Below are 13828 nucleotides of genomic sequence, written 5' to 3' on the forward strand. Positions count from 1 at the left end.
TCCATGGATGGGAAAGCGACGGGATCGTTCCCGATTTTTCGCGGGATGGGAAGGGCGTGCGGGAAAGGCGCGTGCATGTCACTGATCGAGGACGGATCCCCGGACATCCGAGCCCGTCAGGACGCGGGAGCGCAGCGCATCGTATTCGTCACAGTTCAGCTGCCGCATCCGGGTCCAGCCAGCGCCATCCAGTCCCCATCTGGTGACGGAACCATGTGACCTGCCGCTTGGCGTAGGCCCGCGTGTCGGCCTGGCCCCGGGCGATCGCGGCCTCAAGATCCAATGCCCCGTCGAGATGGGCGATCAGTCCCGGCACACCGTGAGCGCGCATCACCGGAAGCATGGGATCGAGCTTGCGGGCGCGCAGGCGAGAAACCTCGTCCAGGGCTCCTTCGGCGACCATCGTGCGGAAGCGGGCGTCGATACGGGTGCGCAGGACCGTGCGGTCAGGCGCCAGAAAAAGCCTCTCGAGGCTTTGGCCGGCCAGCGGCCCAGGCACGGGGTCGCCGTAAAAACTGGCGATTGGGCGGCCGGTGGCCAAAAAGATCTCCAGGGCACGCATCACCCGCATCCGGTCGCTCGGGCGCAGGCGCATCGCGCCGTCGGGGTCATGACGGGCGAGATCGGCGTGCAGGGCCTCGGTCGGGCGGCCCTCGGCCTCGCTGCGCACCTGCATGCGTACCGCCTCCGGCACCGGTGGCAACTCCGAAAACCCCTGTTCCAGGGCCCGGAAATACAGGCCGGTGCCGCCGACGAAGATCGGCAGCCGGCCTTCCAGCGTCGCCAGGAGGGCGGCGGCATCCCGGGAGAACTGCCCCGCCGAGTAGTTCACGGCCCCGTCGACATGGCCGTAGAGCCGGTGGGGCACCCGCGCCTCCTCGTCGGGGGCGGGTCGGGCGGTGAGCCGGCGCAGGTCGCCGTAGACCTGCATGGAATCGGTGTTGATCACGACGCCGCCGTGGCGCTGCGCCAGCCGGGCGGCCAGCGCTGACTTGCCCGACGCGGTAGGCCCTGCGATGAGGATCGCCGCCGGGCGCCCCCCGGCCTCCATCCGGTCTGGCAAGGCGAAACTCCACGATGCTGGTCGCGGTCCTGATAGCAAACCCGGCTCGGCCGTCCATCACCGACGCGGTGCTGGCTGAGGCGCGCGCCGTGCTCGGGACGGAGCATCCGCCGCGGATCCTGCACGGAGATGTCGCCGCCGAGATCCTGGTGCCGGGCGATCCCGCCGACGCCGGTGCCCTCACGGAGCGGCTGCGGATCGCGCTCTCCGGCGAGCCGATCGACCTCGCCGTGCTGCCGGCCGATGCGCATCGGCGCAAGCGCCTGTTCCTGGCCGACATGGATTCGACCATGATCGAGCAGGAATGCATCGACGAGCTCGCCGGAACGCTGGGCCTCAAGGATCATGTCGCGGCGATCACCGAGCGGGCGATGCGGGGCGAGATCGCGTTCGAGCCGGCTTTGCGCGAGCGAGTGGCGCTCCTGAAGAACATCCCGGTCGCCGCGGTGGACGGGCTGATCACCGAGCAACTCAGCCTCACCCCGGGCGGGACGACGCTGGTGCGTACGATGCGCGCGCACGGTGCCCGGACCTGCCTGGTCTCGGGGGGCTTCACCCTGTTCACCGGGCCGATCGCCGGGATGATCGGGTTCGAGGAGCACCGGGCCAACGTGCTCGGCGTCGCGGACGAGCGGCTCACCGGGGCGGTGGTGGATCCGATCGTCGGCAAGGCCGAGAAGCGCGCGGCGCTCATCGAGCTGCGCGATGGCCTCGGGCTCAGCCCCGCCGAGACCCTGGCGGTCGGTGACGGCGCCAACGACCTCGACATGCTGGACGAGGCCGGCCTCGGTGTGGCCTTCCGGGCCAAGCCTGCGGTCGCGGCCGCCGCCCGGGTCCGGATCGAGCACGGCGACCTCACCGCGCTGCTGTACCTACAGGGCTTCGCGGCGGCCGAGTTCGTGGTTTGACGGGTTCGTGAATGCGGATGCCGTCGAGCATGACGATGGCACCCGGCCGGGCTTGGCCCTGAAGGCCTGTCTAACCCAAGATCCGGCGCACCATCTCGCCCTTTGCGGAAGTGATTGCGCCTTCGGTCGTACCGATGTCTGACTTTATCTTGAGGCTGAGAGCCTCGATGCCGGCCTGAACGTCGCGGATGTCGCTTTTGGTGATGAGCTTTTCATCGACCCGCGCATCCGCCAAGCCCTTGGCCTACTCGAGTGGCCCCTTCGCTTCTCGCGCAGTGCGCAGGCTAACGCGACCTGGGACCGAGCGGGAAAGCGCCGCGGAGTGGGTCTCCATGAGCCATTAGCCTAGCCGCAAAAATGAAGGCCGCCGCATCCTTCCGGAGCGACGGCCTTCAAGCTCTCTCGGTCAGATCTGGCTTACTCGAGCCCGATCGCCACGAAGCGCACATCGCCGGTGGCGCTCGCAACCAACAGCAGGACGGACTTGCGGCCGTCTTTCTTCAAGGCGTCGACCCGCTTGGACACCTCGGCGGGCGTGCTGACCGCCTCCTGGCCGACCTCGACGATGACTTCGCCGGGCTGGATACGCTTGTCGGCGGCCGTCGAGTTCGGATCGACGCGCGTGACGACCACGCCCTTCACGGTGTCCTTGATGGAGTACTTCTTGCGCAACTCATCGGTGATGCCGGAGAGGTTCAGCCCCAGAGCCTGACGGGTCGTGCTCTCGGCTTCGGGCTGGCGCAGGTTGGCGAGCTGCGGCTTGTCGGTGTCCTCGAGCCGGCCGAGCGTGACCGGCTTGGTCAGCTCCTCGCCCTTGCGGACCACGACCACGTCGACCTTCTGCCCCACGGGCGTCGACGCGACGATCCGGGGCAGGTCGGCCGACGCCTTCACCGGGGCGCCGTTGAACTTCAGGATGACGTCGCCGACGTCGATTCCGGCGGTCTTGGCCGGACCCTTCTCGTCGACGCCGGCCACCAGGGCGCCACGCGCGCCGCCCTTCAGGTTGAGCGCCTCCGCGGTGGCGTCATCGACATTCTGGATGCGAACGCCGAGCCAGCCGCGGCGGACCTCGCCGAAGTCGCGCAACTGGTCGATCACGGGCTTGGCCGTATCCGACGGTACCGCAAAGCCAATACCCACCGAGCCGCCGGTGGGCGACAGGATCGCCGTGTTGATGCCGATCACCTCGCCGTCCATGTTGAACAGCGGGCCGCCGGAATTGCCCTTGTTGATGGCCGCGTCGGTCTGAATGTAGTTGTCGTAGGGACCGGACTCGATGTTCCGGCCGCGCGCCGAGACGATGCCGGCCGAGACCGAGCCGCCGAGGCCGAACGGGTTGCCGATGGCGATCACCCAGTCGCCCGGGCGCATCGTGTCGGACTTGCCGAACGGGACTGCCTTCAGCGGGCGCTCGGCAGTGGGCTTCACCCGCAGCACCGCCAGGTCGATCTTCGAGTCCTTGCCGATGATCTCGGCCTTCAGCTTGGTGCCGTCGTGCAGGATCACCTGGATGTCGTTGGCGTCGCCGATGACGTGATTGTTGGTCACCACGATGCCGGACGTGTCGATGATGAAGCCTGAGCCAAGGGAGTTCGACTTGCGCTGCTGGCGCGGCGAGTCGTTGTCGCCCCGCTCGCCACCCTTGTCACCGCCCTTGCCGCCGCGGCGGTTGAAGAACTCCTCGAACAGGTCCTCGAAGGGCGTGCCCGGCGGCAGCTGCGGCATGGTTCGGCTGCTGCGCGCATCGACCGTGGTAGAGGCGGAGATGTTGACCACCGCGTCGGTGACCTGATCGGCAAGGTCGGCCAGCGAGGCCGGGCCCTTGGCGAAGGCCGTGACCGGAAGGGACGCCGTCGCGAATGAGGCGCCGACCAGGATCGCCGCCATGAACGAGCGGGTGCGGGAACGGGGCTGCGCCTGCGCGCGGCCGAAGGACGCCCGGGGGGCGCTCACGACGGGGTGCATAGTCGACCTCTTCAAGAACGCGTTTCCGGTTTCGCGGGCCGCCGACCGGAATCGGCCGCCCGCACCTTTTCTTGCATCGTAGTCTGCTGGCGCCGGGGCGCCAGCGGTCAGCGCGTCGCGCCCGTCGAAGCGGTCGGGTCCGTGGGCCCGCGCGGCGTGCGCGGCGCCGAAGCCGTCGCCCGGCCCTGCGGGTCGCTGAAGTAGCGGAAGAAGTCCGAGCTGGGGCTGATCACCAGTCGCGTGTCGGAGCCCTTCAGACCAGTCTCGTAAGCCTGCATCGAGCGGTAGAAGCTGAAGAAGTCCGGGTCCTTGCCGAACGCCTCGGCGAGGATCCGGTTCTTGTCGGCGTCGCCCTGGCCGCGCAGCTGCTCGGACTTCTGCGTCGCCTCGGCGAGGATCACGGTGACCTCGCGGTCGGCCTTGGCCCGGATCGTGGCGGCGCTCTGGTCGCCGTTGGCGCGGATGTCGGCGGCCTCGCGCTCACGCTCGGTCTTCATCCGCTTGTAGACGGCAGCCGAGTTCTGCGCGGGCAGGTCCACCCGAGTCATGCGCAGGTCGACGATCTCGATGCCCAGCGCCTTGGCCTGCCGATTCACGTCCTCCTGGATCTGGTGCATCAGCTGGCCGCGCTCGGTCTTGACGATGGCGTCGCGGGTCGAGCGAGCGAGCACGTTGCGCAGGCCGGAATTGGTGAAGCTGGCGAGCCGCTGGTTGGCGAGCCCGATATTGCCCACCGCCTGGTAGAAGCGCAGCGGATCCAGGATGCGGTAGCGCGCGAAGGCGTCCACCTCGAGGTTCTGCCGGTCGGCGGTGAGCACCGTCTGCACCGGCAGGTCGAGGTCGAGCACGCGCTTGTCGAAGATCACGACGTTCTCGACGAACGGCACTTTGAAGTAGAGGCCGGGCTTTTCCTCGCCGGTAGCGTTGAGCACCGCGCGGACGCGGCCGAATTGCAGGACGAGAGCCTGCTGCATCTGGCCGACGGTGAAGATCGAGGCATAGAGCCCGATCGCGACGATCGCCGCGATGGCGATCAGGCCGGTGCGGAGAGCCTGTTTCATCGGGCGGCTCCCGTGGTGGCCGGGGACTGGGCGCGGGCCCCGAACTCGGTGAGGGGCAGCACCGGCAGGACGCCTGCCGCGGCGCCCGAGCCCGGCTGTGCGCCGTTCTGGTCGATGATCACCTTGTTCACGGAGCCCAGGACCTTCTCCATCGTCTCCAGGAAGAGCCGCTCGCGGCTGATGGCCGGGGCGGCCTTGTAGGAGGCGTAAACCTCGCTGAAGCGCGCGGCCTGGCCGGTTGCGTCGGCCGTCGCCTTCGTCCGGTAGGCCTCGGCCTGCTGGAAGATCTGCGACGCCCGGCCCCTTGCCTGCGGCACTTCGCGGCTGGCGTAGGTCTTGGCTTCGTTTTGTGCCGTGTCGGCGTCCTGCTGGGCGGCGTTCACGTCGATGAAGGCCGGCCGGACTTCCGGCGGCGGGTTCACCGAGACGAGCTGCACCACTTCGATCCGCACCCCGGCGCCGTACTCGTCCAGCGCCTTCTGGACCATCTCCTTCACCTCCTGGGCGATGCTCGACTGCTCGTTGGTCAGGATCGCCTGGATGTTGCGGCGGCCGATCACCTCACGCATCGCGCTCTCGGAGATCGCCTTGATGGTGCCCTCGGGATTCTGGAGGTTGAACACGAAGTCGGAGGCCTTGAGCGGGTTGATCCGCCACTGCACCTCGAAGTCGAGATCGACGATGTTCTCGTCGCCGGTGAGGATCAGGCTCTCGTCCGGCACGTCGCGGTTGCGGCCCTGGCTGCCGGGCCCGGCGCGGAAACCGATCTGGATCGAGTTCTGCGAACCGACATCCGGCTTGACCACGCCGCCGATCGGATAGGGGAAATTGTAGCGCAGGCCCTCGCCCTTGGTGCCGACGTAGCGGCCGAAGATCGTCTCGATGCCGACCTGGCGCGGGTAGACGGTGTAGAAGCCGGTGGCGAGCCAGACCGCAACCGCGAGCCCCGCGATCACCACGGCGCTGCGGCCGCCGCCGATGCCGCTCGGGCCTCCGCCGCCATAGCCGTTGTTGCTGTTGCCGCCGCCCGGGATCAGGCCGCGCAGGCGGTCCTGCCCGCGCCGGAGCAGGTCCTCAAGGTTGGGCGGGGTCTTGCCGCCGCCGCCGTTACCCCACGGGCCGCCGCCGTTGCCGCCGGGCCGACCCCACGGGCCGCCGCCGCCACCGCCGCTCTGATTGCTCCAAAGCATCCTAGCCGTCGTCTCCTGCCTGCCCGCACCCGGTCCGCACACTGAGCGTGCTCCCCGGACCGCGTCTCCCTGCCTGAACGGCCACGCTCGCCCACCTCATCCCGCCCACCGGCCCGTTCGTGGGACGGGTGGGTCGGTTTGTTGGCTAAACGCCTGCGCGGGCGGCTCTTCTCACGAGGCCCGGAGCCCCATGAGATCGCACGCCCGACAGGCACCTGCGGGTGTGCGCCCCATGCTGTCAAGGCTGGCAGGTGGGCACGCACAGGCCGGAACACAACCGCGGCGGCGCGCCTCAGCGGATACGCGCCCAATCGACGTACGCGAAGGCGTGCTCGTCGCGCGGGCCGGCCGGGTGCGCCTCGCGAAACGTCTCGCGGAACGCGGTGCGATCGAAGGCGGGGAAGCGCACGTCGCCCTCCGGCTCGGCCTCGACCTCCGTCAGGTGGAGCGTGTCGGCGTGGGGCAGGGCCAGAGCGTAGATCTCCGCCCCGCCCACGACCATGAGCTCCGGCGCAGCCGCGGCCTCCGCGGCGGCATCCCAATCGTGGACCACCTCGGCGCCCTCGGCGCGGAAGCTGCGATCCCTGGTGAGCACCAGGGTGCGGCGGCCCGGAAGTGGACGGCCGATCGAGGCCCAGGTCCGTCGGCCCATCAGCATCGGCTTGCCCATGGTCAGGGCCTTGAACCGCTTCAGGTCGCTGGACAGCTGCCAGGCGAGCCCGTTGTCGCGGCCGATCACGCCGTTGCGGGCGATCGCGGCGACCAGCGAGATGGTCGTGCTCATACCGCCACCGGGGCCGAGATGGCCGGGTGCGGGTCGTAGTTCTCGATGGTGATGTCTTCGTACCGGAAGGCGAACAGGTCGCGGACCTCCGGGTTGAGCCGCACCTGCGGCAGTGGGCGCGGCGCCCGGTCCAGCAGGATCCGGGTCTGCTCCATGTGGTTCCGGTAGAGATGCGCGTCGCCGAAGGTGTGGACGAAGTCGCCGACCCCGAGCCCGGTCACCTGGGCGATCATGTGGGTCAGGAGCGCGTAGCTCGCGATGTTGAACGGCACGCCCAGGAAGGCGTCGGCCGAGCGCTGATAGAGCTGGCAGGAGAGGCGACCGTCGCTCACGTAGAACTGGAACAGGCAGTGGCAGGGAGCCAAGGCCATCCGGTCGAGGTCGGCAGGGTTCCAAGCCGAGACGATCAGGCGGCGGGAATCGGGATTGCGCCGGATCTCCTCAAGCACCCAGGCGATCTGGTCGACGCTGCCGCCGTCGGGCTTGGCCCAGGAGCGCCATTGCCGGCCGTAGACCGGGCCGAGGTCGCCGTGCTCGTCGGCCCACTCGTCCCATATGGTCACACCGTTGGCCCGCAGGGCGGCCACGTTGGTGTCGCCGGTCAGAAACCAGAGCAACTCGTGGATGATCGAGCGCAGGTGCAGCCGTTTCGTGGTGACCAGCGGGAAGCCTGCGGACAGATCGAAGCGCATCTGGTGGCCGAACACCGAGATCGTCCCGGTGCCGGTGCGGTCGTCCTTGGCCACGCCCTCGTCGAGGATGCGCCGCAACAGGTTGTGATAGGCGTCCATCCCGTATTCCTGCGCGTGTGCGGCGCCGCCGGCAAGCGCGCGGCCCGCCTATCCACCGTCATCGCCGGACCCGGTCCGCCCTTGTCACGCGCTCAGGTCGGCCAAAGCACGTAGGTCACCAAAGCGAGGTTCGACCAGCCGTGGAGCGCGATGCCCGGCCAGAGCCGGCCGGTGCGCCAGCGCAGCCAGCCGAGCACCAGCGCGAGCGGCAGCAGCGAGACCGGCCGGGCGAGCCCCCAGGACGAGACATGGGCCGCCGCGAAGATCACGGCCGTGACCAGCACCGCCCCCAAAGGCCCCAGGGCGTCCCGGGCGCGGGCGAAGGCCTCCCCGCGCAGCAGCAGCTCCTCGGCCACCGGCGCCAGCACCGCGAGATAGAGCAACCAGGCCGCGACCGCGCTCTGGCTCATGAACGGCGACAGTCGCACCCGCTGGCCGAAGCTCGCGCCGAATAATTCGGCGGTGCCTGTGACCCAGGCGATGTGCAGCACCGGCCAGACCAGGAGGAGCGCCAGCAGCGCGACCGGCCGCATCCCGTTCGGGCGCTCGCGGTCGAGGGCGAGGCGTCGGCGCCAGCCGGCGGGGTCGCGCCACCAGGCGCCGCCTAGAACCAGGGCGGCGAGGTAGATTTGGCGCAGGGCATCGACCGCGAAGGCGCGGTGGGCGAGTTCCACGGCGCCGAGGAACGGTCGGCGCTCGGTCGGCAGGAACGGATCGATCCCCGCCCACACGTCGAATCCGACCCGGACAGTCACCAGGGAGAGCAGGCTCGCGGCGCCGAGGTAGACGATCACGAGTCCGATCAGCAATGCGAGCCGCCAGATCACCCCCCAGATCCGGTCGAGCACGGGCGCGGGGACGCTCGACTGCGCACTTCCGGCAACAGCCTGGTCAAGAGGTTCGCCCTGAGAAAGTGGCGCGACACGATCGGGCTTCAAAACCGGACCGATCCCCTCTATATCTTGGGAGCCGGTCGCGAGGCCGGCTATGGCGATAAACGATCTTCGCAATAAACCGATCGGACCCGGGGGCGGTACCCGGCGCCTCCACCTGAGCCCAGGACCGATGGCCGCAAGGCCGACGGAGTTGGACTGGTCTCAGGCGGGGGCGAAGCAGGTTCGACGAAGGCGTAAAGGTTGATCTTTCGTTCGGTATGGTTTCGCCGTTATCGGGCCTTTGCAAGAGTCGCCAACGACACTTTTGCTTCGGTGGCGGTGGCCGCGTAAGCGGTTTCCAAGATCGGTCTCAAGTCCTCGCGGTTCGCATCGTGGAGGCGGGGTATGAAGGCGCCCGGCACCAGAAGCCGTCACTCATTTCCTCGGTCCGGCCATCCGCGGCGGGGCGCCGGGCGCAGACCGGGCTAGAGCGCGACCGCAGATGGCAGACGACCTGATTCGCTACGATCTCCTGGTGCAGGACGCCCTCCGCGGCGTCGTCCGCAAGGTGCTGACCGATGCCGCCCGGGACGGGCTGATGGGCGACCATCACTTCTACGTCTCGTTCCGGACTGAGGCGCCCGGCGTGCGGATGTCGCAGGCCCTGCGCGAGAAATACCCGCAGGACATGACCATCGTCCTGCAGCACCAATTCTGGGACCTCAGCGTCCACGAGCACACGTTCGAGGTCGGCCTGTCCTTCTCGGGCGTGCCGGAGCGGCTGCTGGTGCCGTTCGACGCCTTGTCGGGCTTCTTCGATCCGTCCGTGCAGTTCGGCCTGAAGTTCGATCTCAGCGAGGCCGGCGAGGCGCCCGAAGAGGCCAACGCCACCCAGGCCAAGACCGGCCCGCGCGGGGCCGGCTCCGAGCCGACCGAGGTCCGGCCCAAGGGGTCCGGGCTCGCCACGATCGGTTCGGCCGCCCCGAAGGGCCTGCCGGCCCCCGCCGCGCAAGGCGACAAGCCCGACGAGAAGGCCCCCCGCCCCGCCGCAAAGAAGGACGGTGAAGAGGGCAGCGCCGAAGTCGTGAGCCTGGACGCGTTCCGGAAGAAGAGCTGAACTCACCGGGCCGAATCGACGGCTCGGGGATTCGCCGGTGGACGAGACTTTTGCGGAGTCGCTCTTGTCGGCGGCGGAGCGCAAGCATCGTGCGAAACGCTTCGATGAGGGCGTGAAGCTCGTCGCGACCGTCTTCGACGCTACGGCGCTCCTCACGCTCGGAACGACGTTCATCAGTCCGCTGGTTCAGCATCCCGCAGATGTCTTCGTCAATAGCGGCTAAGCTTTCCTGCTCGCGTCTCCCATCCGATATTTGATCTGGCGGATCGCGATCCGGTTGTTCCTGCGCCCAGACGCGTAGCGGGATGCCCCAGAGCTACGCCTTTCAAATCCTAACGATCGCCGTCGCCATGTCGACGCTTGGTCTTGGGGGGCTCTTCGTGGCTGCGCGCATCTATGATCGCAACACACGCCGGCTTGAGGCACGCTGGGGCGATTGAAGCATACGCCCAAAAATCAGTCCGATATGGCGAAGCACTCGAGCCAGTCCGTCTCCTTACCAGGCAGTCGTCACATCCGATCAGTTTGACGATAGCCGCACCCGGCCCGAAGAATGCGGCCGCGGCGGCCATGCCGGCAAAGCTGATGGAGAGCGGGGTCAGAATGCGATCCCGACCGACCTTCAGGGTCTCGGCCTGAAGTTTCGACTGCTCCGCTACGAACTTCTTCGTCAAGGCTTTGGACCGCAGGACGCGGGCGACCTGCCCGGCGTAGTCCAGCGTAGCGAGCGCTGCGGTGTTGGACATCGGGGGGCTCCCTCCGCCCGGCCCAGAAGATATGAACCGGCCGGTACCCCGGCAACCCATTCAACGCCGCAGCTCGGCCTCCATCCGCAGGCCGTGCTCAGGCCGCAGCGTCACCCGGTGAAGTGGGCTGACCGCCGGGTGGTCCGCCGGCAGGTGGAAGCGCACCGCCCGGACCACGTGGGCCAGCACGATCACGGCTTCCTGGATGGAGAAGCTCTGGCCGATGCAGACCCGCGGGCCGGCCCCGAAGGGCAGGTAGGCGAAGCGCGGGATCGCGTCGCGGTTCTCGGGTAGGAAGCGCTCCGGGATGAACGCCTCCGGATCCTGCCACAGCCTCTGATGGCGGTGGAGTACCCAGGGCGCCACCATCACGAGCGAGCCGCCCGGGATCTTGATCCGGCCGAGCCGGTCGTCCCGGGTTGCCTGCCGGCTGAGGAACGGCACAGGCGGGAACAGGCGCATCGCCTCCTCGATCACCGCCCGCGTGTAGGGCAGCTGCTCCACGGCGAAATCGTCCGCGCCCGCCGCGTCGACCTCGGCCTCCACCCGAGCCTGCGCGGCGGGATCCTGCGACAGGCAGTAGAGTGCCCAGGTCAGCGAATTGGCCGTGGTCTCGTGGCCGGCCGCGATGAAGGTGACGATGTTGGCCTTCACGGCGAGGTCCGAAAGGCCGTTGCCGGTCTCGGGATCCTGCGCGGCGAGCAGGAGGGTAAGCAGGTCGCGGGGGGCCTCGTCCTTCCCCATCAGCACCTTGCGCCGGGCGATGAGTTCGTCGACCACCTCGGCGAAGAAGCGCCCGGCCGGCCGTGCCCGCAGGCGGCCGATGCGCGGCACGAAGTCGGGCACGCCGAACACGTCGAGCGGATCGATCGGCCCGACCGCCTCGAGGAACCGGGTGATGGCGCGCCCCAGCGCGTCCGGATCGCCCGGCAGGCCTTGCGTGAAGATCGTCCGCTCCAGCACGTCGAGGGTGACGCGGGTCATCTCCAGCGCCACGTCGACGGGCTTGCCGCCCCGGCGGCCGAGGCGGCGCCCCAGTTTGGCCCCGGCCGCGTTCATCGCGTCGGAGAAGCCCTGCACCGTGCGGGCGTTGAAGATTGGGGCAAGCGTCCGGCGCTGGAGCCGCCACTCGTCGCCCTCGGCGCTCAGAAGCCCGTTGCCCAGGCCCGGCGCCAGCACCCGGCGCTGCAGATCGTCCTTGCGGTAACCCTCGACATTCTCGACCAGCAGGTAGCGAATCAAAGCCGGGTCGCTCACCACGGTGATCCGGCCCATGGCGCCATCGGCGGCCACGATCGGCTCCTTGAAGTGCACCTCCATCCAAGTCGTGATCGGGTTCTTGCGGGCGGCCCGGAGGAAGTCGAACAGGCCCAGCGGCTCGCGCAGCGGGCGCGGCACGGGCGGGCGGAACCGGGCGGACGCGCCCTCGGCCAGATCGCGGTCGGTTCGGTCGATCGTCGCGCTCATCGGCTCCTTATCCGGCGGGAACAGAGCCCCACTCTTGTCCGGCGCCGGGGAAAACCGGCATCGCGATTCATCCGCGCCTCATTTAAGTAGGCACCGCACTGCACCAAACGTAGAGGCCACGATGTCGCCCACCGAGACCGGAACCGCCACCCGCACCGAGTCCGACACCTTCGGGCCGATCGAGGTCCCGGCCCACCGGTACTGGGGCGCGCAGACGCAGCGCTCGATCCAGAACTTCAAGATCGGGACCGAGCGCATGCCGGCCCCGCTGGTCCACGCCCTGGGCCTTGTGAAGCAGGCCGCCGCGCTGGTGAACAAGGACCTCGGCGCCCTGGAGCCGAAGCTCGCCGACGCCATCGCGGCGGCCGCCGCCGAGGTGGTGGCCGGCCGATACGACGCGGAATTCCCGCTCGTGGTCTGGCAGACCGGCTCGGGCACCCAGTCCAACATGAACGCCAACGAGGTCATCGCAAGCCTCGCCAACGAGGCCCTGGGAGGCCAGCGCGGCGGCAAGACGCCGATCCACCCGAACGATCATGTCAACCGCGGCCAATCCTCGAACGACACCTTCCCGACCGCCATGCACATCGCCGTGGCCCGGGAGATCAGTGGTCGGCTGATGCCGGCGCTCACGCACCTGCACACGGCGCTCGACGCCAAGGCGCAGGCGTTCGCATCGATCGTGAAGATCGGCCGGACCCACCTGCAGGACGCGACCCCGGTTTCCCTCGGCCAGGAATTCTCGGGCTACGCCGCCCAGGTGGCGCTCGGCGGCTCGCGCGTCGCCGCGACGTTGCCCGGCGTGCTGGCGCTCGCCCAGGGCGGCACCGCGGTCGGAACCGGCCTCAACGCGCATCCCGACTTCGCAGAGAAATTCGCCGCTCAGGTCGCGGCGCTGACCGGCTTGGAATTCACCACCGCCGACAACAAGTTCGAGGCGCTGGCGACCCACGACGCGCTGGTGTTCACCCAGGGCGCGCTGTCGGCGCTGGCTGCCGGCTTGTTCAAGATCGCCCAGGACATCCGCCTGCTCGGCTCCGGCCCGCGCTCCGGCCTCGGCGAGCTGTCGCTGCCCGAGAACGAGCCCGGCTCCTCGATCATGCCCGGCAAGGTCAACCCCACGCAGTGCGAGGCGCTGACCATGGTCTGCTGCCAGGTCGTCGGCAACGCCACCACGGTGAGCTTCGCCGGCTCGCAGGGCAATTTCGAGCTGAACGTGTTCAAGCCGGTGATCGCCAACGCGGTGCTGCAATCGATCCGGTTGCTGGCCGACGCCGCGGTGAGCTTCACCGACAATTGCGTGGTCGGCATCAAGGCCAACGAGGACAAGATCGCCGACCTGATGAGCCGCTCGCTCATGCTGGTGACCGCCCTCGCCCCGTCGATCGGCTACGACAAGGCCGCCGAGATCGCCAAGACCGCGCACAAGAACGGCACCACCCTCAAGGAGGAGGCGTTGCGTCTCGGCTACGTCACCGAGGCGGAGTTCGAGCGCGTCGTTCGGCCGGAGACGATGCTGGCCCCCAGCGCCGATTGAGTCGCTGACACATCCCGGACCCCACAAGGTCCGGGACCTCGTGGGGTCCGGGACGGAGCCCCGGTGACTTGGGGCCCCTGCCCCCAACCGAGAACTGGGAGGCGGTCCGTGGCCGAGATCATCAACCTGCGCCAGGTCCGCAAAGCCAAGGCCCGCGCGGCTGAGGATGCCAAGGCCGAGGAGAACCGGATCGCCTTCGGGCGGCCGAAGAAGGCCAAGACCCTGCAGCAGCGGCGCAAGGCCCTCGAGACCGACCGCCACGAGGGCCACCGGCTCGAGCGCGCGGAGCCGGATCCGGACGCGACCGCATGACTGCCCCGT

At 68.9% G+C, this 13828-nt stretch carries 15 protein-coding genes and 1 other RNA gene; 6 read left to right on the top strand and 10 right to left on the bottom strand.

The genetic code is table 11. The features are described 5' to 3' along the window. Nucleotides 1–148: 148 nt before the first annotated feature. Nucleotides 149–1051: a tRNA (adenosine(37)-N6)-dimethylallyltransferase MiaA gene (gene miaA / locus ACYQPG_RS23220; RefSeq protein WP_419831070.1), complete on the bottom strand. Its 903-nt coding sequence runs from the start codon at nucleotides 1049–1051 to the stop codon at nucleotides 149–151. A gap of 26 nt (nucleotides 1052–1077) precedes the next feature. Between miaA and serB the strand changes: the two genes are divergently transcribed. Continuing rightward, nucleotides 1078–1971, top strand: a complete 894-nt coding sequence (serB, locus tag ACYQPG_RS23225) for a phosphoserine phosphatase SerB (protein WP_419830328.1) — start codon at nucleotides 1078–1080, stop codon at nucleotides 1969–1971. 70 nt (nucleotides 1972–2041) lie between these two features. On the opposite strand, the gene ACYQPG_RS23230 is transcribed toward serB, so the two are convergent. From ACYQPG_RS23230 to ACYQPG_RS23260, 7 genes are all read right to left on the bottom strand, one after another. Beyond that, nucleotides 2042–2206 carry a hypothetical protein gene (locus ACYQPG_RS23230; protein WP_419830329.1) on the bottom strand — a complete coding sequence of 55 codons (165 nt, stop codon included), beginning with the start codon at nucleotides 2204–2206 and terminating at the stop codon, nucleotides 2042–2044. Nucleotides 2207–2388: 182 nt separating this feature from the next. Then, entirely contained in the window at nucleotides 2389–3939 is a 1551-nt protein-coding gene (locus ACYQPG_RS23235) for a Do family serine endopeptidase (protein WP_187193716.1), read from the bottom strand. 107 nt (nucleotides 3940–4046) lie between these two features. After that, entirely contained in the window at nucleotides 4047–5000 is a 954-nt protein-coding gene (hflC, locus tag ACYQPG_RS23240; protein WP_147857461.1) for a protease modulator HflC, read from the bottom strand. Next, nucleotides 4997–6190 (bottom strand): FtsH protease activity modulator HflK, encoded by a 1194-nt coding sequence (hflK, locus tag ACYQPG_RS23245; protein ID WP_147907469.1) that lies wholly within the window; start codon nucleotides 6188–6190, stop codon nucleotides 4997–4999. Before hflK ends, hflC begins: the two co-directional genes overlap by 4 nt. 292 nt (nucleotides 6191–6482) lie before the next feature. Continuing rightward, nucleotides 6483–6974, bottom strand: coding sequence for a dihydrofolate reductase (locus ACYQPG_RS23250; RefSeq protein ID WP_419830330.1), 492 nt, complete (start codon nucleotides 6972–6974; stop codon nucleotides 6483–6485). Continuing rightward, a complete protein-coding gene (locus ACYQPG_RS23255) occupies nucleotides 6971–7765 on the bottom strand; it encodes a thymidylate synthase (protein ID WP_461231845.1) in 795 nt (264 codons plus the stop codon). The genes ACYQPG_RS23250 and ACYQPG_RS23255 overlap by 4 nt, the downstream gene beginning before the upstream one ends. Nucleotides 7766–7857: 92 nt before the next feature. Further along, complete coding sequence (locus ACYQPG_RS23260; RefSeq protein WP_419830339.1) at nucleotides 7858–8703, bottom strand: CPBP family intramembrane glutamic endopeptidase; 846 nt, start codon at nucleotides 8701–8703, stop codon at nucleotides 7858–7860. Between ACYQPG_RS23260 and ssrA the strand changes: the two genes are divergently transcribed. From ssrA to ACYQPG_RS23275, 3 genes are all read left to right on the top strand, one after another. Further along, nucleotides 8695–9076, top strand: a transfer-messenger RNA (tmRNA) gene (gene ssrA / locus ACYQPG_RS23265). The two genes, ACYQPG_RS23260 and ssrA, sit on opposite strands and share 9 nt — an antisense overlap. Nucleotides 9077–9142: 66 nt before the next feature. After that, nucleotides 9143–9757: an SspB family protein gene (locus ACYQPG_RS23270; RefSeq protein WP_147907472.1), complete on the top strand. Its 615-nt coding sequence runs from the start codon at nucleotides 9143–9145 to the stop codon at nucleotides 9755–9757. A 37-nt stretch (nucleotides 9758–9794) separates the two neighbouring features. Continuing rightward, nucleotides 9795–9980, top strand: coding sequence for a hypothetical protein (locus ACYQPG_RS23275; protein ID WP_419830340.1), 186 nt, complete (start codon nucleotides 9795–9797; stop codon nucleotides 9978–9980). Nucleotides 9981–10089: 109 nt separating this feature from the next. Here the strand turns inward: ACYQPG_RS23275 and ACYQPG_RS23280 are convergent, their stop codons facing one another. Beyond that, nucleotides 10090–10503 carry a hypothetical protein gene (locus ACYQPG_RS23280; protein ID WP_419830341.1) on the bottom strand — a complete coding sequence of 138 codons (414 nt, stop codon included), beginning with the start codon at nucleotides 10501–10503 and terminating at the stop codon, nucleotides 10090–10092. Between the two features lie 60 nt (nucleotides 10504–10563). Further along, nucleotides 10564–11970, bottom strand: a complete 1407-nt coding sequence (locus ACYQPG_RS23285) for a cytochrome P450 (RefSeq protein WP_461231846.1) — start codon at nucleotides 11968–11970, stop codon at nucleotides 10564–10566. A 121-nt stretch (nucleotides 11971–12091) separates the two neighbouring features. Between ACYQPG_RS23285 and fumC the strand changes: the two genes are divergently transcribed. Together fumC and ACYQPG_RS23295 are read left to right on the top strand one after the other, a co-directional pair. After that, on the top strand, nucleotides 12092–13507 hold the full coding sequence (fumC, locus tag ACYQPG_RS23290) for a class II fumarate hydratase (protein WP_461231847.1): 1416 nt from the start codon (nucleotides 12092–12094) through the stop codon (nucleotides 13505–13507). 108 nt (nucleotides 13508–13615) lie between these two features. Beyond that, a complete protein-coding gene (locus ACYQPG_RS23295) occupies nucleotides 13616–13819 on the top strand; it encodes a DUF4169 family protein (protein WP_147939383.1) in 204 nt (67 codons plus the stop codon). Nucleotides 13820–13828: the final 9 nt, after the last annotated feature.

The organism is Methylobacterium sp. CM6246 (assembly GCF_054818005.1).